The sequence below is a fragment of the Lentzea sp. NPDC006480 genome, assembly GCF_040611995.1.
Taxonomy (GTDB): domain Bacteria; phylum Actinomycetota; class Actinomycetes; order Mycobacteriales; family Pseudonocardiaceae; genus Lentzea.
Map to the genome: position 1 here is coordinate 1 of NZ_JBEXPJ010000104.1, position 20,079 is coordinate 20,079.

At 69.3% G+C, this 20,079-nt stretch carries 22 protein-coding genes and 1 riboswitch; of the genes, 15 read left to right on the forward strand and 7 right to left on the reverse strand.

What is annotated here, in order from left to right:
- The first annotated feature begins 70 nt into the window (after positions 1–70).
- Genes sepF through ABZX92_RS31260 form a run of 4 tightly spaced genes read left to right on the forward strand, consistent with a single transcriptional unit; the run spans position 71 to position 2,365 of the window.
- Complete coding sequence (sepF, locus tag ABZX92_RS31245; protein ID WP_355567258.1) at positions 71–682, forward strand: cell division protein SepF; 612 nt, start codon at positions 71–73, stop codon at positions 680–682.
- 9 nt (positions 683–691) lie between these two features.
- Entirely contained in the window at positions 692–979 is a 288-nt protein-coding gene (locus ABZX92_RS31250; protein WP_196777893.1) for a YggT family protein, read from the forward strand.
- Between the two features lie 48 nt (positions 980–1,027).
- Positions 1,028–1,843, forward strand: coding sequence for a DivIVA domain-containing protein (locus tag ABZX92_RS31255; protein ID WP_089917266.1), 816 nt, complete (start codon positions 1,028–1,030; stop codon positions 1,841–1,843).
- Positions 1,844–1,858: 15 nt separating this feature from the next.
- The gene (locus tag ABZX92_RS31260; protein WP_355567190.1) at positions 1,859–2,365 is read left to right on the forward strand and encodes a hypothetical protein; all 507 of its coding nucleotides are present in this window, start codon (positions 1,859–1,861) and stop codon (positions 2,363–2,365) included.
- A 508-nt stretch (positions 2,366–2,873) separates the two neighbouring features.
- On the opposite strand, the gene ABZX92_RS31265 is transcribed toward ABZX92_RS31260, so the two are convergent.
- A complete protein-coding gene (locus ABZX92_RS31265; protein WP_355567193.1) occupies positions 2,874–4,025 on the reverse strand; it encodes a transcriptional regulator in 1,152 nt (383 codons plus the stop codon).
- The gene (locus ABZX92_RS31270; protein ID WP_355567195.1) at positions 4,022–4,366 is read right to left on the reverse strand and encodes a DoxX family protein; all 345 of its coding nucleotides are present in this window, start codon (positions 4,364–4,366) and stop codon (positions 4,022–4,024) included. Before ABZX92_RS31270 ends, ABZX92_RS31265 begins: the two co-directional genes overlap by 4 nt.
- 250 nt (positions 4,367–4,616) lie before the next feature.
- Here ABZX92_RS31270 and ileS point away from each other — a divergent pair, with 250 nt between their 5' ends.
- The 4 genes from ileS (at position 4,617) to ABZX92_RS31290 (ending at position 10,389) form a co-directional block, all read left to right on the forward strand.
- On the forward strand, positions 4,617–7,721 hold the full coding sequence (gene ileS, locus ABZX92_RS31275; RefSeq protein ID WP_355567198.1) for an isoleucine--tRNA ligase: 3,105 nt from the start codon (positions 4,617–4,619) through the stop codon (positions 7,719–7,721).
- A 117-nt stretch (positions 7,722–7,838) separates the two neighbouring features.
- Positions 7,839–8,804 (forward strand): hypothetical protein, encoded by a 966-nt coding sequence (locus ABZX92_RS31280; RefSeq protein ID WP_355567201.1) that lies wholly within the window; start codon positions 7,839–7,841, stop codon positions 8,802–8,804.
- On the forward strand, positions 8,804–9,763 hold the full coding sequence (locus ABZX92_RS31285) for a hypothetical protein (protein ID WP_355567204.1): 960 nt from the start codon (positions 8,804–8,806) through the stop codon (positions 9,761–9,763). Before ABZX92_RS31280 ends, ABZX92_RS31285 begins: the two co-directional genes overlap by 1 nt.
- 65 nt (positions 9,764–9,828) lie before the next feature.
- Positions 9,829–10,389 (forward strand): class I SAM-dependent methyltransferase, encoded by a 561-nt coding sequence (locus ABZX92_RS31290; protein ID WP_355567261.1) that lies wholly within the window; start codon positions 9,829–9,831, stop codon positions 10,387–10,389.
- Here the strand turns inward: ABZX92_RS31290 and ABZX92_RS31295 are convergent, their stop codons facing one another.
- Positions 10,390–10,851 carry an SRPBCC family protein gene (locus ABZX92_RS31295; RefSeq protein ID WP_355567206.1) on the reverse strand — a complete coding sequence of 154 codons (462 nt, stop codon included), beginning with the start codon at positions 10,849–10,851 and terminating at the stop codon, positions 10,390–10,392. It lies immediately after the preceding gene.
- A 57-nt stretch (positions 10,852–10,908) separates the two neighbouring features.
- Here ABZX92_RS31295 and ABZX92_RS31300 point away from each other — a divergent pair, with 57 nt between their 5' ends.
- Entirely contained in the window at positions 10,909–11,442 is a 534-nt protein-coding gene (locus tag ABZX92_RS31300) for a TetR/AcrR family transcriptional regulator (RefSeq protein ID WP_355567209.1), read from the forward strand.
- On the opposite strand, the gene ABZX92_RS31305 is transcribed toward ABZX92_RS31300, so the two are convergent.
- Both ABZX92_RS31305 and ABZX92_RS31310 read right to left on the reverse strand, forming a co-directional pair.
- On the reverse strand, positions 11,429–11,647 hold the full coding sequence (locus ABZX92_RS31305) for a hypothetical protein (protein ID WP_355567212.1): 219 nt from the start codon (positions 11,645–11,647) through the stop codon (positions 11,429–11,431). The genes ABZX92_RS31300 and ABZX92_RS31305 overlap by 14 nt on opposite strands.
- A gap of 30 nt (positions 11,648–11,677) precedes the next feature.
- Positions 11,678–11,803: a hypothetical protein gene (locus ABZX92_RS31310; RefSeq protein WP_355567214.1), complete on the reverse strand. Its 126-nt coding sequence runs from the start codon at positions 11,801–11,803 to the stop codon at positions 11,678–11,680.
- Positions 11,804–11,933: 130 nt separating this feature from the next.
- Between ABZX92_RS31310 and ABZX92_RS31315 the strand changes: the two genes are divergently transcribed.
- The 5 genes from ABZX92_RS31315 (at position 11,934) to ABZX92_RS31335 (ending at position 17,450) form a co-directional block, all read left to right on the forward strand.
- Positions 11,934–13,421: a potassium/proton antiporter gene (locus ABZX92_RS31315; protein ID WP_355567217.1), complete on the forward strand. Its 1,488-nt coding sequence runs from the start codon at positions 11,934–11,936 to the stop codon at positions 13,419–13,421.
- Between the two features lie 74 nt (positions 13,422–13,495).
- A riboswitch (SAM riboswitch) is annotated at positions 13,496–13,610 on the forward strand.
- A 37-nt stretch (positions 13,611–13,647) separates the two neighbouring features.
- The gene (locus ABZX92_RS31320) at positions 13,648–14,979 is read left to right on the forward strand and encodes an aminotransferase class V-fold PLP-dependent enzyme (protein WP_355567219.1); all 1,332 of its coding nucleotides are present in this window, start codon (positions 13,648–13,650) and stop codon (positions 14,977–14,979) included.
- Positions 14,980–15,002: 23 nt separating this feature from the next.
- Positions 15,003–15,845 carry a signal peptidase II gene (gene lspA / locus ABZX92_RS31325; protein ID WP_355567222.1) on the forward strand — a complete coding sequence of 281 codons (843 nt, stop codon included), beginning with the start codon at positions 15,003–15,005 and terminating at the stop codon, positions 15,843–15,845.
- A 41-nt stretch (positions 15,846–15,886) separates the two neighbouring features.
- A complete protein-coding gene (locus ABZX92_RS31330) occupies positions 15,887–16,771 on the forward strand; it encodes an RluA family pseudouridine synthase (RefSeq protein ID WP_355567264.1) in 885 nt (294 codons plus the stop codon).
- Positions 16,772–16,844: 73 nt separating this feature from the next.
- Positions 16,845–17,450: an NAD(P)-binding oxidoreductase gene (locus ABZX92_RS31335; RefSeq protein ID WP_355567225.1), complete on the forward strand. Its 606-nt coding sequence runs from the start codon at positions 16,845–16,847 to the stop codon at positions 17,448–17,450.
- Here ABZX92_RS31335 and ABZX92_RS31340 read toward each other — a convergent pair.
- On the reverse strand, positions 17,439–18,338 hold the full coding sequence (locus tag ABZX92_RS31340; RefSeq protein WP_355567228.1) for a LysR family transcriptional regulator: 900 nt from the start codon (positions 18,336–18,338) through the stop codon (positions 17,439–17,441). The two genes, ABZX92_RS31335 and ABZX92_RS31340, sit on opposite strands and share 12 nt — an antisense overlap.
- Positions 18,339–18,352: 14 nt before the next feature.
- Between ABZX92_RS31340 and ABZX92_RS31345 the strand changes: the two genes are divergently transcribed.
- On the forward strand, positions 18,353–19,123 hold the full coding sequence (locus ABZX92_RS31345) for an inositol monophosphatase family protein (RefSeq protein WP_355567231.1): 771 nt from the start codon (positions 18,353–18,355) through the stop codon (positions 19,121–19,123).
- On the opposite strand, the gene ABZX92_RS31350 is transcribed toward ABZX92_RS31345, so the two are convergent.
- Complete coding sequence (locus tag ABZX92_RS31350; protein WP_355567233.1) at positions 19,120–19,971, reverse strand: AsnC family protein; 852 nt, start codon at positions 19,969–19,971, stop codon at positions 19,120–19,122. The genes ABZX92_RS31345 and ABZX92_RS31350 overlap by 4 nt on opposite strands.
- Between the last annotated feature and the right edge of the window lie 108 nt (positions 19,972–20,079).

A 20,079-nucleotide genomic window follows, 5' to 3' on the forward strand; every position in this document is an offset into this window, starting at 1 on the left:
CCGGCCGTTGCGCCGCTACATCGCGCACGAGGTCGAGACCCGTGTCGCGCGGGCGCTGATCTCCGGCGAGGTGCTAGAGTACGCAGACGACCCCGGCTACGACGACGACCGCGGCCGCTACGGCGACTACCGGTCCGAGTACGCGGCCGAGGCCGACGACTACGACCCCTATCCGCGGCGCAACCGCGTGTTCACGCCGGGCCGGTCGGAGCTCCAGGGCTCCGGGTACCGGACCGAGATCGACGACTCGGACGACTACGAGCCGGAGCAGCGGCGCGGGGCGAGCACCCCGGGCACGCGGCGCTGGAACGCCGATGCACCCGTGCACGGCGCACTCGCGGTCGAGCCGCAGCGCGAGCCCGTGAGCAGGTTGCGCCCGGTGGCCGAGCCGGTAGGCAACCCGTTGGCGCGCATCACCACGCTTCACCCCCGTAACTACAGCGAGGCGCGCACGATCGGGGAGCACTACCGCGACGGCACTCCGGTGATCTTGAACCTGACCGACATGGACGACGCGGACGCCAAGCGTCTCGTCGACTTCTCGGCCGGTCTCGCGTTCGCTCTGCGCGGGTCCATGGACAAGATCACCAGCAGGGTGTTCCTTCTCTCACCGCCCAACGTTGACGTGACGGCGGAGGACCGGCGGAAGCTGGCGGAGGGTGGGTTCGGGAACCACGGTTAGAGTTGACCCGTGGACCCGATCCGTCTCGTCATCTTCTACGTCCTGTTCGCGTTCTCCCTGTTCCTGACCGCGCGTGTCGTGGTCGAGATGGTGAGGACGTTCGCGAGGGAGTGGCGCCCCGCGGGCGGCGTGGCCGTGACGCTGGAAACCGTATACACCGTGACCGACCCACCGGTCCGCCTCGTTCGTCGGATCATCCCGACTGTGCGGATCGGGGGCGTCGGGCTGGACCTATCGATTATTGTGCTGTGGCTGGTCGTTATCATTCTGATGCGATTCGCAGATCCCAGGCCATGACGGGGAAGCCGGGGATGACCGCAGCCCAGGAGTGCGAGAGGTGATCCGATGCCGTTGACCCCCGCTGACGTGCACAACGTTGCATTCAGCAAGCCGCCGATTGGCAAGCGGGGCTACAACGAGGACGAGGTGGACGCGTTCCTCGACCTGGTTGAGGGCGAGTTGGCCCGCTTGATCGAGGAGAACAACGATCTCCGTCAGCAGGTCGAGCAGCTTGACCAGCAGCTCGAGACCGCACGCGCCGACCTCGACGACGCGCGCGCGAAGGCTTCGTCCGGTCCCATGACGAGCCGTATGCCGGTAGAGGAGCCGCGCCGCCTGGCGCCGGTCCCGCCGCCCACGGTGATGGAGCAGACGTCCCCTGGCGGGGGCGGTGACCACCACGTGCAGGCCGCCAAGGTCCTGGGCCTCGCCCAGGAGATGGCGGACAGGCTGACCGGCGAGGCCAAGGCCGAAGCCGACGGCATGCTGTCCGAGGCCCGCACGAAGTCGGAGCAGTTGCTGTCCGAGGCGCGTGCCAAGGCCGACACGATGGTCAACGAGGCGCGCACGCGTGCCGAGACCATGCTGAACGACGCGCGGACGCGTTCCGAGACGCTGGAGCGGCAGGCCCGTGAGAAGGCCACCGCGCTGGACCGCGACGCGCAGCGCAAGCACGCCGAGGTGATGGGCAACATCACCCAGGAGAAGAACACGCTCGAGAAGCAGATCGACAAGCTGCAGACGTTCGAGCGCGAGTACCGCACGCGACTGAAGACGATGCTCGAGTCGTCCCTGCGCGACCTCCAGGACCGCGGCCCGGCCGCTCCGTCCGAGGGTCGTTCCCAGGGCTACTCCTTCGGCGCACGCGCCGAAGCGGGCTGAACTACTGTTCATTAGGTGCTCTTCGTAGTTCTACTTCTGGTGCTGGCTGCCCTCGGGCTGCTCGTGCCTGCGCTGACCACGTCCAACACGATCTGGGCGTGGTCATCCGTGGGCGCGAGCGTGCTCGCCGCCCTGGTTCTGATCTGGGACTGGTGGCGACGACGTCCGGGGGACCCCGCAGCCGTAGCGCAGAGTGTAGATCAACTCGCAGTAGCTGATGATCAACGGGTAGTGGTGTCGCCGGAAAGTTCGACCGAGGCCGACACTCCGCCCGCTGACGAGGAACCACCGGAAGAGGACACCGACGCGGCAGACCTGCTCGCGGTGGCCGATCTGGTGGACGAGGTGCGGGTGCTGGACGAGCGGCCCCGCTACCACCTGAGCTCGTGCTCCTGGCTCGCCGGGAGGCCCACGCTGGGTCTCCCGGTGCAGGAGGCACGGCAGCTGCAGTTCACGCCCTGCGCCCTGTGCAGGCCGGACTCGACGCTCGTGCGCAAAAGCCGGTCCGCCCGATCGGACTGAACGGCGCCCGAACAGCCCCGGCATCCGTTGTGAAGAGCGGATGTTTCTGGGGGCTGTTTTCTGAATCGCGTGGTAGCCGCGTTCGTGCTGGTCAGCACGGCTCTGCCGGCTCAGGCTGAGTCGAACCCGTGCGTGCCGGGCGAGCTGCGCGACAAGGCGGTGAGCTTTCGCACCGAGGACGACGTCGAGGTGTCCGGTCTGCTGCGCGGCGAAGGACCGCGCGGCGTGGCGATCGGTTCGCCTCTCCGTGACTCGTTCTGCGGCTGGTTGCCGCTGGCCCAGGGCCTCGCCGAGGCCGGTCATCAGGTGCTGCTCTTCGACGTCCGGCACCTAGTTCACCGGCAAGGCGCAGGCGCCCTGGTACGAGCGGTACAGCTGGCTGATGACCGCTGGCGTGCTGGTGCTGGGTCTGCTGGGGTCGTTGCTCGTGTTCCGGCGTCAGCACATCCAGGCCGAGCTCACCGACGACCCGGTGCCGGCACAGAGCGAATCATGAAGCTCCCCTGCGTCAGAGGACGACCGGGCGCGCGCCGTGGGCGGTGACCAGGCCGGGCAGGCGTTCGCGGCTCGTCACGACCACCCGGCACCGCGGTGTTCCTGGCAGCAGCGGCACGACCTGGGCCGTGTCGGCGGCGTTGTCCAGGACGATGAGCATGCGCCTGTCCGCCAGCAACGTGCGGTAGAGAGCTGTCTGCGCGTGTGGCTCCGGCGGGATGCCGTCCGGTGAGGTGCCCAACGCCGTGATGAACGCGCGGACGACATCGGCCGGGTCGCTGCCGTTGAGGTCCACGAACAGCTGGCCGTCCGGGTAGTCGGCGGCGTGCTCGTGCGCCCAGTGCAGCGCCAGCCACGTCTTGCCGGTGCCCGCGGGCCCGGTGATCGTGACGATCGGCCCTTCTTCGAGTGCCGCCAGCTCGGCTTCCCGGCCGGTGAAACCCGTTGGCGCGGCCGGAAGCTGCCGCGGACTCCACTGTGGACGCTGGGTGAGCGACGCGTGCAGGTCGCGCAGTGCGGGACCGGGGTCGAGGCCGAGCTCGTCCGCGAGCCGGTGCTTCAGCCGCGAGTAGTAGGCGAGCGCATCGGACCGTTGGTCGGCGCCGATCAACGCGCGCATCAGCTGTCCGGCGAGCCGTTCGTCGAGGGGGCGTTCATTGGTGCGCGCGGTCAGCTCTGGGACCAACGTGCGGTACTCGCCTGCAGCGAGCCTGGAGTCGGTGTGGTCGAGCTCGGCCGCGGTGATCTCGCCGGCCAGCGTCTCGCGCAGACTGTCGAACCACGCGCCGTGCAGCCCCTCGAACGGTTCGCCGCGCACGAGCGCCACGGCCTCACCGTGCCTGCCGGCCGCCGCAAGAGAGCGGAAGAGGTGCAGGTCGATGGACGCGGGTTCGGCCTCCAGCACGTAACCCCCGGAGCGCCGCAGGATCGGCAGCCCGTCGAGCGCCGTCCGCAGCCGGGACATGTAGCTGTAGAGCGCGGACTTGGCCTGCCGTGGCGGCGCCTCACCCCACACCCGCACGAGCAGCTTGTCGACGCTGACCACCTGGTTGACGTCCACCAGCAGCACCGCCAGCACGCTCAGCTGCCGCGCGTGCCCCACCTCGACCAGCGCGCCGTCGCGCCGGACCTCCGCAGTGCCGAGGACGTGGAAGGAGTAGCTCACCGGTCCAGGAACAGCAGCGTGATCAGCAACGCGAGCAGCACCAGGTCCACGACCATGCCGGTCGGCTTCGAGTCGTACCTCAACCGGGTGATCGTGGCGCCGACCATCAGCAACCCGAGCCCGACCGTCGCCGCGTGCGCCACCCACTCCCACGTGAACAGACCCACGACCAGGCCCGCCGCGCCCGCCCACTCCAGCGCGCCGATCGTCCGCCACAACGTCCCGTTCATCCGGAAGTGGTCGCGGGCTTCGATCGACTTCTTCGCGCCCAGGATCTTGCCCGCGCCCGTGGCCACGAACAGCAGGGCCAGCACGATCGACAACGCGATGGTCAACGTCATCCGGCGAGCATACGGTTTGCGCCGACCCGTATCCTGTAGGTACAGGCACCGATCCGGCCATCACCGGGGAGCCTCCGGAAGAACGGGCGCGAAGCGCCTCAGTAGAACCGGACGGGACCGGCCCGTCACAGCCGAAGAACGAGAGGCTCACTCGTCGAACAGTGAGCAAGCGGGGTGGTACCGCGGCCTGCCGGGCAACGTCCGGCGTGTCGTCCTCGCGTGTCCTACGTGACCGCGAGGAGCAGTGGAGATGGCCTACCCCAGGGCCGGACAGAACGAGGTCCCGGCGCAGCCGTCCTTTCCGAACCTCGAGCAGGACGTGCTCGGGTACTGGAAGGACGACGAGACCTTCCAGGCGAGCATCGACCGCAACCCGGTGGGCGAGAACGGCGACAACGAGTTCGTCTTCTACGACGGCCCGCCGTTCGCCAACGGCCTGCCGCACTACGGGCACCTGCTGACCGGCTACGTCAAGGACGTCGTGCCGCGCTACCAGACGATGCGCGGCAAGCACGTCGAGCGCCGGTTCGGCTGGGACACGCACGGCATGCCCGCCGAGTACGAGGCGGAGAAGCAGCTCGGCATCACGCAGAAGCACGAGATCGACGAGCTCGGCATCGAGAAGTTCAACGAGGCCTGCCGCACGTCCGTGTTGCAGTACACGGACCAGTGGCGCGAGTACGTGACGCGCCAGGCCCGGTGGGTCGACTTCGACAACGACTACAAGACGCTCGACCTCGACTACATGGAAAGCGTCATGTGGGCGTTCAAGGCCTTGTGGGACAAGGGCTTGATCTACGAGGGCTTCCGGGTGCTCTGGTACTGCTGGCGTTGCCAGACGCCGCTGTCCAACACCGAGACCAAGATGGACGACGCGTACCGCGACCGGCAGGACCCGGCCGTCACGGTGGCGCTGCGCCTCGAGTCCGGGGAGAAGGCGCTGGTCTGGACGACCACGCCGTGGACGCTGCCGAGCAACCTGGCCGCCGCCGTGCACCCGGACGTCGACTACGTGACCGTGGTGGGCTCGGACGGCGACAAGTACCTGCTCGCTGAGGCTCGGGTCGCGGCGTACGCGCGTGAGCTGGGCGAGGAGCCCGAGGTCGTGGCCCGCTACAAGGGTTCTGACCTGGTCGGCAAGAAGTACCTGCCGCCGTTCGACTTCTTCGTCGGCCGCGAGAACGCGCACCAGGTCCTGACGGCCGACTACGTGACCACCGACGACGGCACGGGCATCGTCCACATCGCACCGGCGTTCGGTGAGGACGACAAGGTCGTGACGGACGCGGCGGGCATCGAGGTCGTCGTGCCGGTCGGGCCGGACGGCAAGTTCACCGCGGAGGTGGCGCCGTACCAGGGCGTGCACGTCTTCGAGGCGAACAAGCTGATCATCCGCGACCTCAAGGAAGCGGGCCTGCTGCTGAGGCACGAGACGTACGACCACCCGTACCCGCACTGCTGGCGGTGTGCGAACCCGCTGATCCAGCGCGCGCTGTCGGCGTGGTTCGTCGCGGTCACGCAGTTCAAGGACCGGATGGTCGAGCTCAACCAGCAGATCAACTGGGTGCCCGGCCACATCAAGGACGGCCAGTTCGGCAAGTGGCTCGAGAACGCGCGCGACTGGAACATCTCGCGCAACCGGTACTGGGGCTCGCCGCTGCCCGTGTGGACCTCGGACAACCCCGAGTTCCCGCGCACGGACGTGTACGGGTCGCTGGACGAGCTGGAGCGCGACTTCGGCGTGCGCCCGGACAACCTGCACCGGCCGTTCATCGACGACCTGGTGCGCGCGAACCCGGACGACCCGTCCGGCAAGTCGATGATGCGCCGGATCCCGGACGTGCTCGACTGCTGGTTCGAGTCGGGCTCGATGTCGTTCGCGCAGGTGCACTACCCGTTCGAGAACGCGGAGTGGTTCGAGAACCACTACCCGGGCGACTTCATCGTCGAGTACAACGGGCAGACGCGCGGCTGGTTCTACACGCTGCACGTGCTCGCGACGGCGTTGTTCGACCGGCCGGCGTTCCGCGACTGCGTGGCGCACGGGATCGTGCTCGGTGACGACGGCCAGAAGATGTCCAAGTCGCTGAAGAACTACCCGGACGTCAACGAGGTCTTCGACCGCGACGGCTCGGACGCCATGCGCTGGTTCCTCATGGCGTCGCCGATCCTTCGTGGCGGCGACCTGGTGGTGACCGAGCGCGGCATCAGGGACGCGGTGCGCCAGGCGGTGCTGCCGTTGTGGAACTCCTGGTACTTCCTCGCGTTGTACGCCAACGCTTCCGGGAAGGAGGGCACGTGGCGCGTCGACTCGAAGAACGTGCTCGACCGGTACGCGCTGGCGAAGACGCACGACCTGGTGCGCGACGTCCAGGCGGCGATGGACGTCTACGACATCTCCGGTGCGTGCCAGATGGTTCGCGAGTACCTGGAGGTGCTGACGAACTGGTACGTGCGGCGGTCGCGGCAGCGGTTCTGGGACGGCGAGCAGGACGCGATCGACACCCTGCACACCGTGCTGGAGGTCGTCACGCGCGTGACGGCGCCGTTGCTGCCGTACACGACCGAGGTCGTGTGGCGTGGGTTGACCGGTGGACGTTCGGTGCACCTGGCGGACTTCCCGTCGGTGTCGGACCTGCCGGCCGACGACGCGCTCGTGGCGGCGATGGACGAGGTCCGCGACGTGTGCTCGACCGCGTTGTCGTTGCGCAAGGCGAACAAGCTGCGCGTGCGGCTTCCGCTGGCGCGCTTGACGGTGGCGTCGCCGGTGGCCGGTTCGCTGGCGGACTTCGCGGAGATCGTGCGCGACGAGGTCAACGTCAAGGACGTGGCGCTGTCCACGGACGTCGACGCGTACGGGCAGTTCCAGCTCGTGGTGAACGCGCGCGCTGCCGGTCCGCGTCTCGGGCCGAACGTGCAGAAGGTCATCAAGGCCGTGAAGGCCGGTGACTGGTCCGAATCCGACGGCCGGGTCGTCGCCGCCGGGATCGAGCTGTTCGAGGGTGAGTACGAACAGCGCCTGGTGGCAACGGATCCGGCTGCCACGGCGGCGCTGCCCGGTGGTGCCGGTGTCGTCGTGCTCGACACGGCCGTGACGCCGGAGCTGGAGGCCGAGGGGCTGGCGCGTGACCTGGTGCGCGTCGTGCAGCAGGCTCGCAAGGACGCTCAGCTCGACGTGTCCGACCGGATCACGCTGACGCTGGACCTGCCGGAGGAGGTGCGTTCGGCCGTGGCGCCGCATCTGGAGTTCGTGCAGACGGAGACGCTCACCTCGTCGGTGGTGTTCGGTGAGGGCGTTGCCGAGGGCACCGTCGGTGACGGCCTGAAGGTCAAGGTGGCCGTCGCGCGGGTGTGATCGCAGCTGTGCGGGGCCGCTGTCTTCGGACGGCGGCCCCGTCGCTCGTTCCACCTCAAAAAATTGTCAGACACCGTCGCTACGGTTGAACCAGGCCAACTAGCGAAGGGATCTGCGATGGTTTTCTCTGGGGGATGGCGCGTCCTGGCGGGCGCACTGCTTCTTGCCACGGCGGTGGTGGCACCCGCTACTGCCTCGGCTGATCCGATCGCGTGCAGATCGTGGGACACGGTCGAGCTGCCGGTGCCGCCCGCGGTGAAGTTCGGCGGAGTGGCGGCCGCGGCGGGCTCGTACGCGGTCGGCAACGGGTCGTTCCAGTCGATGTACGGCTCGACAGTGCTGCTGTGGAAGGACGGGCAGGAGGTCAAGCAGCTGTCCTTCTTCCGGAGCGTCGTCGGGGCCGCGGACGTGAACTCGTCCGGCACGGTGCTGCTGAACTCGACGTTCTCCAAGGCGGCGTCGCGCTGGCACGACGACGGCTCCGCGGACGGCGTCTACCAAGGCCTGCAGGGCTTACCGGGCGAGTACGAGGTTCAGGGGCTCTACCTCAACGAGCGCGGCGACGCGCTCGGCACGTCCAAGGGCAAGCCGGTGGTGTGGCCGGCGGGTTCCGCGACGCCGCAACGGGTACCGGGCACCGACGAGTCCTGGACGCTGGCCGGCATCGCGGACGACGGCTCGGTGCTCGGGTCGAACTCCGGTGGCAAGTACTGGATCGGAGCGTCCGGCGCGATCTCTCTCGGTGCGACGGCCGAGGTGACCGCGGTCGGCGGCACGTATGCCGTCGGTACCGCCGACGCCGGTACCGAGGACGCGAGGGCGGTGCGCTGGAACACTTCCGGCGAGATCACGGCCAGCTACCCGTACTTCGCCTCGCCGGTGGCGGTGAACTCCCGCGGCCACGTGTTGTCCCAGAACTACGCGGGCATCCTGGTGTGGTTCGACCCCGACAGCGGTTTCGAGGTGAACCACTCGACCGGGCCGAACCAGCTGTCGTTCACCGACGGGGACGATGTCTACGGCACGTGGGGAGACGAGACCTACCGCACGCCGCTCATGTTCGACTGCTCGGGCAATGCGTGATGAGAGCTCTGCTGGTCGTTGCTCTGGCCGCATCCGCTTTGTTCGCACCGGGTTCTGCTTCCGCGGCGGCCTGCTCGTGGGCGTCGGCGGATCTGCCGTTGCCCGCCGGCACGCGTTTCGCGGCGATCACCGGCGCGGCGGCCGACGGCAGCTACGTCCTCGGTTACGGTGCCGCTCCGGCATGGCAGGACGTGGCTTTGTTGTGGCACAACGGTTCCGTGCAGTCGGTGCCGCTGGAACCGGGCCAGTTCCCGGACGACGTGAACGCCTCCGGCACCGTCTTGGTCAACTCCGCGGACGGCCACGCTTCTCGCGGTGGGGTGGAGCTGGACCCGTTACCCGGGGCCGGCTCCGCGTGGGCTGCGGCGATCAACGCCGGCGGGGTCGCGGTGGGGAGTTCCGGCAGCCGGTTGGCGATCTGGCCCGCGGACTCATCGGTGCCCCGGACGCTCTCCGGCACCGACGACGACGCGAGCTGGACCGTCGCGGGCATCGACGACCAGGGCCGGGTGGCCGCTTGGCGGTACGGCCTGGCCGAGGAGGCGGCGCAGGCCTACGTGTGGGACGAGAACGGCATCCGCACCCTCTTGCGACCGTTACCCGGCCATACCGAAACGGAGGTCCGCGCCATCCGGAACGGCCGTGTCGTCGGCTTGTCCAGAGGCGCCGGCACGGTCGGCGTGGAGTGGGATCTGCAAGGCAACGTCGTACGCACGTTGACCGGTTCGGCCGAGGCCACGGACGTCACCTCGTCGGGCGATGTCCTCGGCCTGACACCGGACGGGGCAAGCGTTTGGCGTGTCCACGGTGATGTTGAACAGCCGCCGGTCACCGCCGTTTACGAGGAGTTCGCGGACGACGGGTCGTTGTACGGCGGCACGCACAACGATGGCGCCGACCACGACGGCACCTACACGCCGGTCCAGGCGCGCTGCGCCCTCAGTACGGTGGGTGAGTGACCGACCAGTCCACGTTGCACGACACCAAAATCGCCTACGACGCCGTCGCGAGCCTCTACGCCGAGATGTTCAGCGACATCCTCGACCGGCTGCCGCTGGAACGCGCGTTGCTCAGAGCGTTCGCCGACATCGTGGGGGAGGCCGGACCCGTCGCCGATCTCGGCTGCGGGCCCGGCCACCTGACCGCGCATCTGCACGAGCTGGGGCTGGACGTGTCCGGCGTCGACCTGTCGCCGGAGATGATCGCGCTGGCGCGCCGGGCACATCCGGGCCTCAGGTTCGCCGAGGGCTCGATGACGGCACTCGACATCGACGACGCGGCGCTCGGCGGCATCCTCGCGTTCTACTCCGTCATCCACACGCCGCCGCAACGGCTCACGGAGGTCTTCGACGAGTTCGCCCGAGTGCTGAAGCCGGGCGGGCACGTGCTGCTCGGCTTCTTCGCCGGTGACGAGGCGTGGCCGCAGGAGTTCGACCACAAGGTCACGCTCGCCTACCGGTGGTTGCCCGACGCCCTCGCGGCCGTGGCCGGTCAGTCCGGGTTCGCCGAGGTGGCGCGGCTGCGCCGGGAGCCGATCGAGGGCGAGCGGTTCCAGCAGGCCCAGTTGCTGCTGCGCAAGGCCTGATCAGACGCGAGCCGACCGGCTGCTGACCAGTCCGAGCGCACGGTGGACCAGTCGGACCCAGGGCGACCACCGCGCCGGTGCGACGGGCTCGCGGCCTGCCGCCCGCTCGAAGTTGTCGAGGAGGTCTTCCAGGCAGGCGTCGTGCAGCCAGCGGGTCACCAGGGCCCAGCGCAGCCGGGTGGCGAGCCTGAAGTTGCCGACCAGCTCGTGTTTCAGCACGTTTCCCGACGCCGACAACGTGTGCGTGCCCTCTCCGCTGCTGAAGGCGAACGTGATCGACTCGCCTGGCTCGAACTCGGTGCAGCGGTAGCGGATCGGGCCGTGCCCGCCGTCCGCGCCGACACCCAACGGGCGGTCGAACCTCATCGCCGGCCAGCCCGCCACCGGCCACAGCTCCTGGATGCGATCGACGAACGGTCCTGCGGGGACCGGCAGTTCCCGCTCGTGCACGTTGCGAACCACGACACGCTCCTTCCATACGGCACCGTATGTTGGTGAAACATACGCTAGCGTACGGAAATGCGCCGCACTCGTGACGACTGGACTGAGATAGCGCTGAGAGCGCTGGCGGAGGGCGGAGTGCAGGCCGTTGCCGTCGAACCGCTCGCGGCCAGGGCCGGTGCGACGAAGGGGAGCGTCTACCACCACTTCCCGAACCGCGACGCGTTGCTGCAGGCGACGGTCGAGCGGTGGGAACGGGAGCACACCGAGCGGGTCATCGAACTGGTGGAGTCGGAGAAGACCCCGCAGGACAAGCTGAAGACGCTGTTCGAGACGGTGCTGGACCGGCAGCGCAAGGGCTCGGTGGAGATGGCGTTGCAGGCGAACGCCGAGAACGAGGTGATCGCGCCGGTGCTCAAGCGCGTCACCGAGAGGCGGCTGGGATATCTGACCGAGCTGTTCGAGGAGCTCGGGTTCGACCGGGAGCACGCGAAGAAGCGCGCGCTGATCGCGTTCAGTCTCTACCTCGGCCAGGCGCAGATGTACGTGACCCTGCCCGGCCTCGTCGAACCGGTGCTCGACGAGGCAGTGCAGGTGCTCACGAAACGATGATCAGGCCGCGAGGGTCCGCGGTCTTGAGCTCGTCACCACCTGCGCACGTGCCGAGGGCGGGCGACCCGGCTTCCCGGACGTTGTAGACGAAGTTGCCGCGGACGCTGTCGAGATGGCCGCCCAGCATGACGACGTTGTTCGCGTCGCCGCCGGGGTAGTCGGCGATCACGTTGTAACCCGTGGCGCCGCCGTAGCCGAACGACACCGGCTTCGTGGTGAAGCCCGCCGCGTCGAGCTAGCCCTTCACCTGGACGTTCGCGACGTTGATGTTCGGTGCCGCCAGGACGGCCGGAGCCGCCGCTTGCGCTGCTGTGGTTCTGGTCGCCATCAAGGCGGCCGCCAGCTCGATGAGGATCCTCATGGTTCAACTCCGTGCAGGGCAGGGATTGAGCCACTGATCAACATGCTCCACTGTGCATGCGCCCAGTGGGCGCGAACGGCTGGTGTTGTTAACGCGCCTGATTCGTCCAATTCGGTGGTGATCGATCAGAATGGTCCAGGTGGGTGACATCACGGCCGTGCTGGGCATCGGCGCAGCCGTACTGCTGATCTCGGTGATCGCGGTGCGGGTGTCGATCCGGCTCGGCCTGCCCTCGTTGTTGCTGTACCTGGGCATCGGCGTCCTGCTGGGCGAGGCGGTGTTCGGCATCAAGTTCGACGACGCCGACCTGACGCAGTCTCTCGGCATCGCGGCCCTCGTGCTGATCCTGACCGAGGGCGGGCTCACAACTCGTTGGCACGCTGTGAAGTCGTCGCTGCGGCTGGGCGTCGCACTGTCCACTGTGGCCGTTGCGGTGAGCGTCGCGGTCACCGGCACGGCGTTGCACTTCCTGCTCGGCCTCGACTGGCGGATGGCGTTGCTGTGGGGCGCGGTGCTGTCGTCCACGGACGCGGCGGCCGTGTTCAGCGTGCTGCGGTCGTTAGGTGTGGGGGCGCGGCTCACGGGCGCGCTGGAACTCGAATCAGGCCTCAACGACGCGCCGGTCTACATCGCCGTGGTGCTGCTGGCGTCGTCGGACCGGATCTCGTGGACCGCTCCGTTGCTGGTGCTCTACGAACTCGCCGCGGGCGCGCTCATCGGCGTGCTGCTCGGTGTTTTCGGTGCGGCGGCGCTGAGACGTGCGGCTCTGCCCTCGACCGGTCTCTACCCGCTCGCCACCGTCGCGGTGTGCGTGATCGCTTACACCGCGGGCGATCTGGTGCACGCGTCCGGTTTCCTCGCCACCTACGTCGCCGCTCTGGCGCTCGGCAACGCCCGCCTGCCGCACCGCGCCGACACCCTCTCGTTCGCGGAGGGGCTGGGATGGCTCGCCCAGATCGGGCTCTTCGTCTTGCTCGGCCTGTACGCCTCGCCGTCACGACTGCTCGACGCACTGGTGCCCGCGCTGATCGCCGGGGTGGTGCTGACTTTCGTGGCCCGGCCGTTGTCGGTGCTGCTGGCGTCGCTGCCGTTCAAGGTGCCGTGGCGGGAGCAGGCGTTCCTCTCCTGGTCGGGGCTGCGTGGTGCGGTGCCGATCGTGTTCGCGCTGATCCCGTTGATTCAGGGGGTCGAGGGTGCGCGGAATCTGGTCGACGCGGTGTTCGTGCTGGTCATCGTGCTCACGGTGGTGCAGGGGACGACGCTGCCGTTCCTCGCGCGCCGGCTCGGGCTGGTGAACCTGCACGAGGCGCAGGAGGTGCAGGTCGACTCCTCGCCGCTGGACGAGCTGGGCGCCGAGCTGCTGCAGGTGCACATCCAGCGCGGGTCGAAGCTGCACGGCGTCTACATGACCGAGCTGCGGCTGCCGAGCGGCGCCACGGTGAGCCTCGTGGTGCGGTCCGGAAAGAGTTTCACGCCACAGCCGACGACCCGGCTGCAGGTCGACGACCAGTTGCTCATCGTGACCACCGAAGAAGCGCGCGACGCCGCTGAGCGGCGCATACGTGCCGTGGACCGGGCTGGTCGCTACGCACGGTGGAAGGGCGAGACCGGCGACTAGCTCGGTTTCCGAGGCTTCTCACCATGTGATCGGGTGTCGACGAGCGCCGAGAGGCTCCGCTAACGTCATCGGCAGGTCATGAGAGCCAGCGTCAAGCCCAAGCTTGCTGGCCGGCAACCCTCCAACCGCGGTGGGGTGCCCTTGGTGAGGACCTGGTCCGGCGCGTGGGGCGCCGGTCAAGCGCGGGCCTTCGCGACACGGGGCCCCTGGCCTCGGAGGCAGCTCGATGACGCTCGCGATCACCCCTGGCACGGTCACCACGGTTCCGGCTGTCGTCGGCTCTGACCTGCGCGTTCCGCTCGTCACCGGAGAGCGCGTGACGTATGCGAACCTCGATCACGCGGCATCGGCCCCCTGTCTGCAGGAGGTGCGCGACGCCGTCGACGAGCTGCTGCCCTGGTACGCCAGCGTGCACCGCGGTGCCGGGTTCGCCTCCCAGGTCTCCACGCGCGTCTACGAGCAGGCGCGGGATCGCATCCGCAAGTTCGTCGGCGCCCGCTCGTCCGACGCCGTCGTCTTCACCCGCAACACCACCGATTCGCTGAACCTGTTGGCGCGCAGCGTTCCTCGCAACACCGCGGTCGTGCTGTTCGACAGCGAGCACCACGCTGCTCTGCTGCCGTGGCGCGGCCCGAACGTTCAGCGCATCCCCGCCCCATCTTCGTCCGGCGCTGCTGTGGTCGCGCTGGACCGGGCGTTGGCCGCCGCCCCGGTCGGCCCACGGCTCGTGATCGTCACCGGGGCGTCCAACGTCACGGGGGAGCTGTGGCCGGTCGCGGAGCTCGCGAAGGTCGCCCGCAGGCACGGCGCGCGGATCGCGCTCGACGCCGCGCAGCTCGCCCCGCACCGCCCGATCGACGTGCGTGAGCTGGGCGTCGACTACATCGCGTTCTCCGGCCACAAGATCTACGCGCCGTTCGGTGCCGGTGTGCTCGTCGGCCGTTCGGACTGGCTGCAGCAGGCCCAGCCGTACCTGGTGGGCGGTGGTGCGACGGCCAAGGTGACCGACCACGGCGACCGCCTCGGCGTGGCCTGGTCCGCGGTGCCCGAGCGGCACGAGGCCGGCAGCCCGAACGTCGTCGGTGTGCACGCGCTGGCCTCTGCCTGCGAGATCCTGTCGCGGCACTGGGAGCAGACGGTCGCGCACGAGCAGGAGCTGCTCACGCGCCTGTACGACGGCCTGCGCACGATTCCGGGCTTCCGCGAGCTGTCGATCCTGACCGACGCCGACAAGGTGGGCGTCGTCAGCTTCACGATCTCCGGGTTCGACGCGGGCTTCCTCGCGGCGGCGCTGTCCGCCGAGTACGGCATCGGCGTCCGCGACGGGGCGTTCTGCGCACACGTGATCGTGGGCCGGCTCGTCAAGCAGGCCGGATCGCACGAGGAACGTGCTGTGCGCGCGTCGATCGGCCTGGGCACGACGGCCGAGCACGTGGATCGTCTGGTGGCGGCGCTGCGCACTCTCGTGACCGAGGGTCCGAAGTGGACCTACACGCAGCGCGACGGCCGCTGGGTGCCCGAGGACGACAGCCGAACCCTGCCGCCGTTCCTCGCGTAGTCCCGGTAGTGGACAATGACCTGGTGAGTGACGAGTCCAAGGCCGCCGACGAGGTCGCTGAGAAGCCTGCGGAAAAGCAGGTCAGCGAGCCGAAGCCGGTCGCGGATCGCAAGTCGAACGAGTTCGTCGGGGTCGATCTCGCCGATGACGATGACGACGACACCGGCGCTGAGACCAACACCGACACCGTCACCGAGGCGGTGGCTGTGGTCGCGGTCGAGGAGAAGCCGGCCGAGGAGAAGCCCGTCCCGGCAACGGACGCGGCGGCGGACGCCGGGAAACCCGCCGAGCGCGTCGTGTCCGAGGACGACGTCGTCGAGCCGGAGTTCTCGATCACCGGGTCGCTGCCCGAGCCGCGCACCAAGATCCTCGCCGTGCTCGCCGTCGGCGTGCTGGCCCTGGACGTCCTCACCAAAGTCCTGTCCGTGGCGTTTCTCGAGGGTGCCGACCCGGTCAAGCTGTTCGGCGGCGTGCTCTACCTGACGTTCGTCCGCAACCCCGGCGCCGCGTTCGGCATGGCCGAGGGCATGACGTGGATCCTGGCGCTCATCGCGCTGGGCGTCGCCGGGTTCATCCTCTGGATCTCGCGCAACCTCCGCTCCCAGCCGTGGGCCGTCGGCCTCGGGCTGGTGCTGGGCGGCGCCGTCGGCAACCTCGCCGACCGCCTGTTCCGGGAGCCGGGGCCGATGCGCGGCCACGTGGTGGACTTCCTGTCGCTTTTCGACCCGTTCGGCCGAGTGTGGCCGGTGTTCAACGTCGCCGACATGGCGATCGTCTGCGGTGGCGCGACGATCGTGGTGCTGGCGCTCATGCAGCACGACTACGACGGGACGGTTCACAAAGAGGAAAAGAAGGTCGACGCGTGAGCGGTTACCGAACGCTGCCGATTCCCGATGGTCTGGACGGCATGCGTGTCGACGCGGGCCTCGCCAAGCTGCTCGGGCTGTCCCGCACGGTGATCGCGTCGATCGCCGACGCGGACGACGTGCTGATCGACGGGCGGGTCGTCGGGAAGTCGGACCGGCTGACCGCCGGTGCGATGCTGGAGATCACGCTGCCGGCCCCGCCGCAGCCGATCACGGTGCAGGCGATCCCGGTCGAGGGCTTGATCATCATTCACGAGGACGACGACATCATCGTCGTCGACAAGCCGGTCGGAGTGGCCGTGCACCCGTCGCCGGGGTGGACCGGGCCGACCGTGGTGGGTGGTCTGGCGGCTGCCGGGCGCCGCATCGCGACCTCGGGTGCCGCGGAACGGCAGGGCGTCGTGCATCGGCTCGACGTCGGCACCACGGGCGTGATGGTGGTGGCCAAGTCCGAGTCGGCGTACTCGGCGTTGAAGCACGCCTTCAAAGAGCGGACCGTGGACAAGGTCTACCACGCGATCGTCCAGGGGCACCCGGACCCGATCAAGGGCACCATCGACGCCCCGATCGACCGGCACCCCAAGCACGACTACAAGTTCGCGGTGATGAACTCCGGCAAGCCGTCCATCACGCACTACGAGGTGATGGAGGCGTTCCGGGCCGCCTCGCTGGTCGAGGTGCACCTGGAGACCGGGCGGACGCACCAGATCCGCGTGCACTTCTCCGCGCTGCACCACCCGTGCGTCGGCGACCTGACCTACGGCGCCGACCCGACGCTGTCCAAGCGCCTCGGGGTGTCGCGGCAGTGGCTGCACGCCCGGCAGCTCGGTTTCCACCACCCTGCCGACGGCCAGTGGGTCACCTTCACGTCGGAGTACCCGGACGACCTGGCGGCGGCGCTGGAGAAGCTGCGCGAAGAGGGCTGATTGCGTCTGAGTAAATCACCGGTTGACGAGCTTTCACTTGATGTTAATCGGTGGCCTGCCTAGCGTTCTCGGCATGAACCTCATCGTTCTCGCCGCCTCCGGCCGGACCGGTCTCGCCCTCGCCCGCAAGGCGCTGGAACGCGGCCACTCCGTCACCGCGATCGCTCGTGACCCGCAGCGCATCGCCCTCGACCACCCGAACCTGCGCAAGGTCGCGGGCGACGTGACCGACCCGGAGAGCGTCGCCGCGGTCGTCGGCGCGGACTCCGTCGTCCTCTCCGGCCTCGGCACGGACGTGGCGGGAGTGCTGCTCGACGGCGCCAAGTCGGTGGTGGCCGCGGCACCGAAGCGGATCATCTGGCTCGGCGCGTACGGCACCGGCGCGTCGGCGGAGGCGGCGGGCGAGGGTGCCGCCGTGCTCTGGAAGTTCATGGGGGACCGGATCCCGGACAAGATCGCGGCCGACGACGCCGTTCTCGCCGCCGGAGGCACCGTCTTCCACGCCGGGGTGCTCAGCGACGAACCGGAGAGCCCCGGCCGGCGCACGGTCGGCCTGGACGCCGCGCCGCCGTTCGATCTCGCGGCGAAGGTCAGCAGGGACACCGTGGCCGCGGCCATGCTCGACGAGGCCGAGAACCCGCGCTTTCCCGGCGCCGTCGCCCTGCCGCTAGCGGGCTAGCGCCTCCGCGAGAGCGGCCCGCACCTGGTCGCGCAGCCACGCGTGGGCGAGGTCGGAGTCGTAGCGCTGGTGCCAGTTGCAGTTGACCGGCGCCTCCGGTGACTCGACCGGCAGCGGCCGGGTGAGAAGTCCGAACGCCTCGATCAACGGACGGCAGAGGATCGTCGTGGTGGTGACCAGCGCGTCGCTCGCCGCCGCGATCTGCAGGGCGGTGTGGACCGTCGCCACGCTCGCGATCACCTTGCGCCGCAAGCCTTCGGTCGCCAGCAGGTCGTCGATCGGGGCGGTCAGCCGGCCACGCCGGGAGACCAGCACGTGCGGTTGGGCCGCGTACGACGGCAGGTCGAGGTGATCGGCGCACGGATGGCCCGTGCGCATGACCACCGCGAGCGGATCGGTGCCGAGCGTCTCGGAGCGGAACTCCGGCAGGCCGGGACGGCCGCCACCGAGCTCCAGGTCGACCCGGCCGTGCCGCAGGTCGTCGGTGTCGGCGGAGTTCTCGGCGAGCACCCGCAGCCGCACGCCGGGTGCCTGTTCCGCGACCCTGCCGACCAGCACGGGCACCAGCGACGAGGCGAGCGCGTCGTGGCACTGGACCGTGAAGGTGCGGTCCAGCTCGGCGAGGTCCAGCTCACGGCTCGGCGCGAGCACGGCGTTGGCCTGCCGCACCAGCCTGTTCACCTCTTCCCTGATCCCCAGTGCGTACGGCGTCGGCGTCATCGAGTGCCCCGTCCGCACCAGGATGTCGTCCCCGGTCACCTTCCTGATCCGGCCCAGCGTGCGGCTGACGGCGGGTGACGACAGGTGCAGCCGTTGTGCCGCACCCATCACGCTGCCCTCTTCAAGCAGGGCGTCCAGCACGGTCAACAGGTTCAGATCCGCTTGCATGACAGGAGAACATCATGGAGTTGCTCGCTTCCACCACCGCCGCCGTTCGCCGCGCCGGAGCACGCATGCTGCGCAGGTACTCGACGGAGTCGCGCGCGTCGGGACTGGCCGAGATCGTCGCGGCCGTTCGTGACAACGACGCAGCCGTCGTCGACCTGTTGCGGCCCGAACTGGCCGAGATCCGCCCGAGCGCGAGCTGGCTCAACGACGAACACGGTTCCGGCCCGCTGCAATCAGGTGAGTGGTGGCTCGTCGACCCGGTCGGCGGCAACATGAACGCGGTCCACGGCATGACCGACTGGAACATCGGCGTCAGTCTCGTCCGCGACGGGCGCCCGGTGCTCGCCGTCGTCTACTTCCCGCTGTTCGACGAGATGTTCACGGCCACCGAGGGTGGTGGCGCGTTCCTGAACGGCGTGCGGCTGCGGGTCTCCGGCAAGACGTCGCTGGACGGCGCGCTGGCCGGCACCGGTCAGGCGCAGCCGGGCCAGGGTCCGGCGATGGCGGACCGGGTGGGCGCCTCGTACAGCGCGATGGCGAAGGAGGCCCTCTACGTCCGGATCTCGGTGCCGGTGACCCATCAGCTCGCCCAGGTCGCCGCCGGACGGATGGACCTGCACTGGCAGTACGACAACGTGCGCGCGCACGCGTCCGGCGTGCTGCTCGTCCAGGAAGCGGGCGGTGTCGTCACCGATCTGGACGGCAAGCCGTGGGAGCTGACCAGCACCGAGTACCTCGCCGCCGCGCCGGGCGTGCACGCGGCGGCGCTGAAGGTCCTGGCTTAGTCCTCGACCGTCCAGACCAGGGTGTTGATGTCCACCTCGGGGCGGACGCTCCAGCGGACCTGGATCACCTCGGTCGTGTCCGGCAGGACGAAGACCGTGTGGCCGCCCGCGGTCTCACCGGGCTGCGCGCCCAGCTTGTGGGCCGGGCGCGAGGAGAGCGAGACCGGGGCCTTGGTGACCGTCTCACCGGTCTTCGTGACCAGCACCAGGTACATGTCCGGCAGCGAGGTGTACGGGAGCTGCGAGGTGTTGGTCACCTCGGTGTGGACGACCACGGCCCGTTCGCCCTCGGCCAGCTTGTAGCCCGCCGCGGTGAAGAGGAAGTCGGCCGGGTCCACGACCTCCACCAGCTGGATGGAGAGGCGGGCGCCTTCGAGGCTGTCGGCTTCCAGCGTGGAGCCGATCTTGCCGGTGCGCGAGAACGGCTTGGGCTGCGGCTGGTCCGCGCGGACCCAGCCCGCTGACTGGGGCGGGCCCCAGGTGGCCTGCGGTGCGGGCTGCGGCTGGGCCGGGAAGGGCTGGCTGGGCGGGTTCTGCGGCGGGTACGGGACCTGGTGCGGGCCGCTCACGTGGTGGGGGCCGCTCTGGTGCACCGAGTACGGGCCGCTCGGCGGGCCGCCCAGGTAGTTGCCGTAGGCCGCGGCGTTGGCCAGGGCCCTGCGGATGCCGTTGGGATCGCATTCGACGCCGACGAGCAGGGGGAGACCGCTGCCGGAGAGGGTGATCAGGCGCATGGCGGCTTCGCGCGGATCCATGCCCAGACGCTGGGCGATCTCGTGCACGGCGGCGCGGCCCGACTCGGCTAGAACGGCGAGCAGGCGAGCGTCTACTGGATCAGGGGCCACCACGAATTGAACGCTACCCGGCGCTTGTGGCCGCCGCGTCACTGCGTACCGGATCGAGATCACGGCGACAAACCGCCGAGCCTCCGTGAGGTGATCTTCGAGGCGGGATAG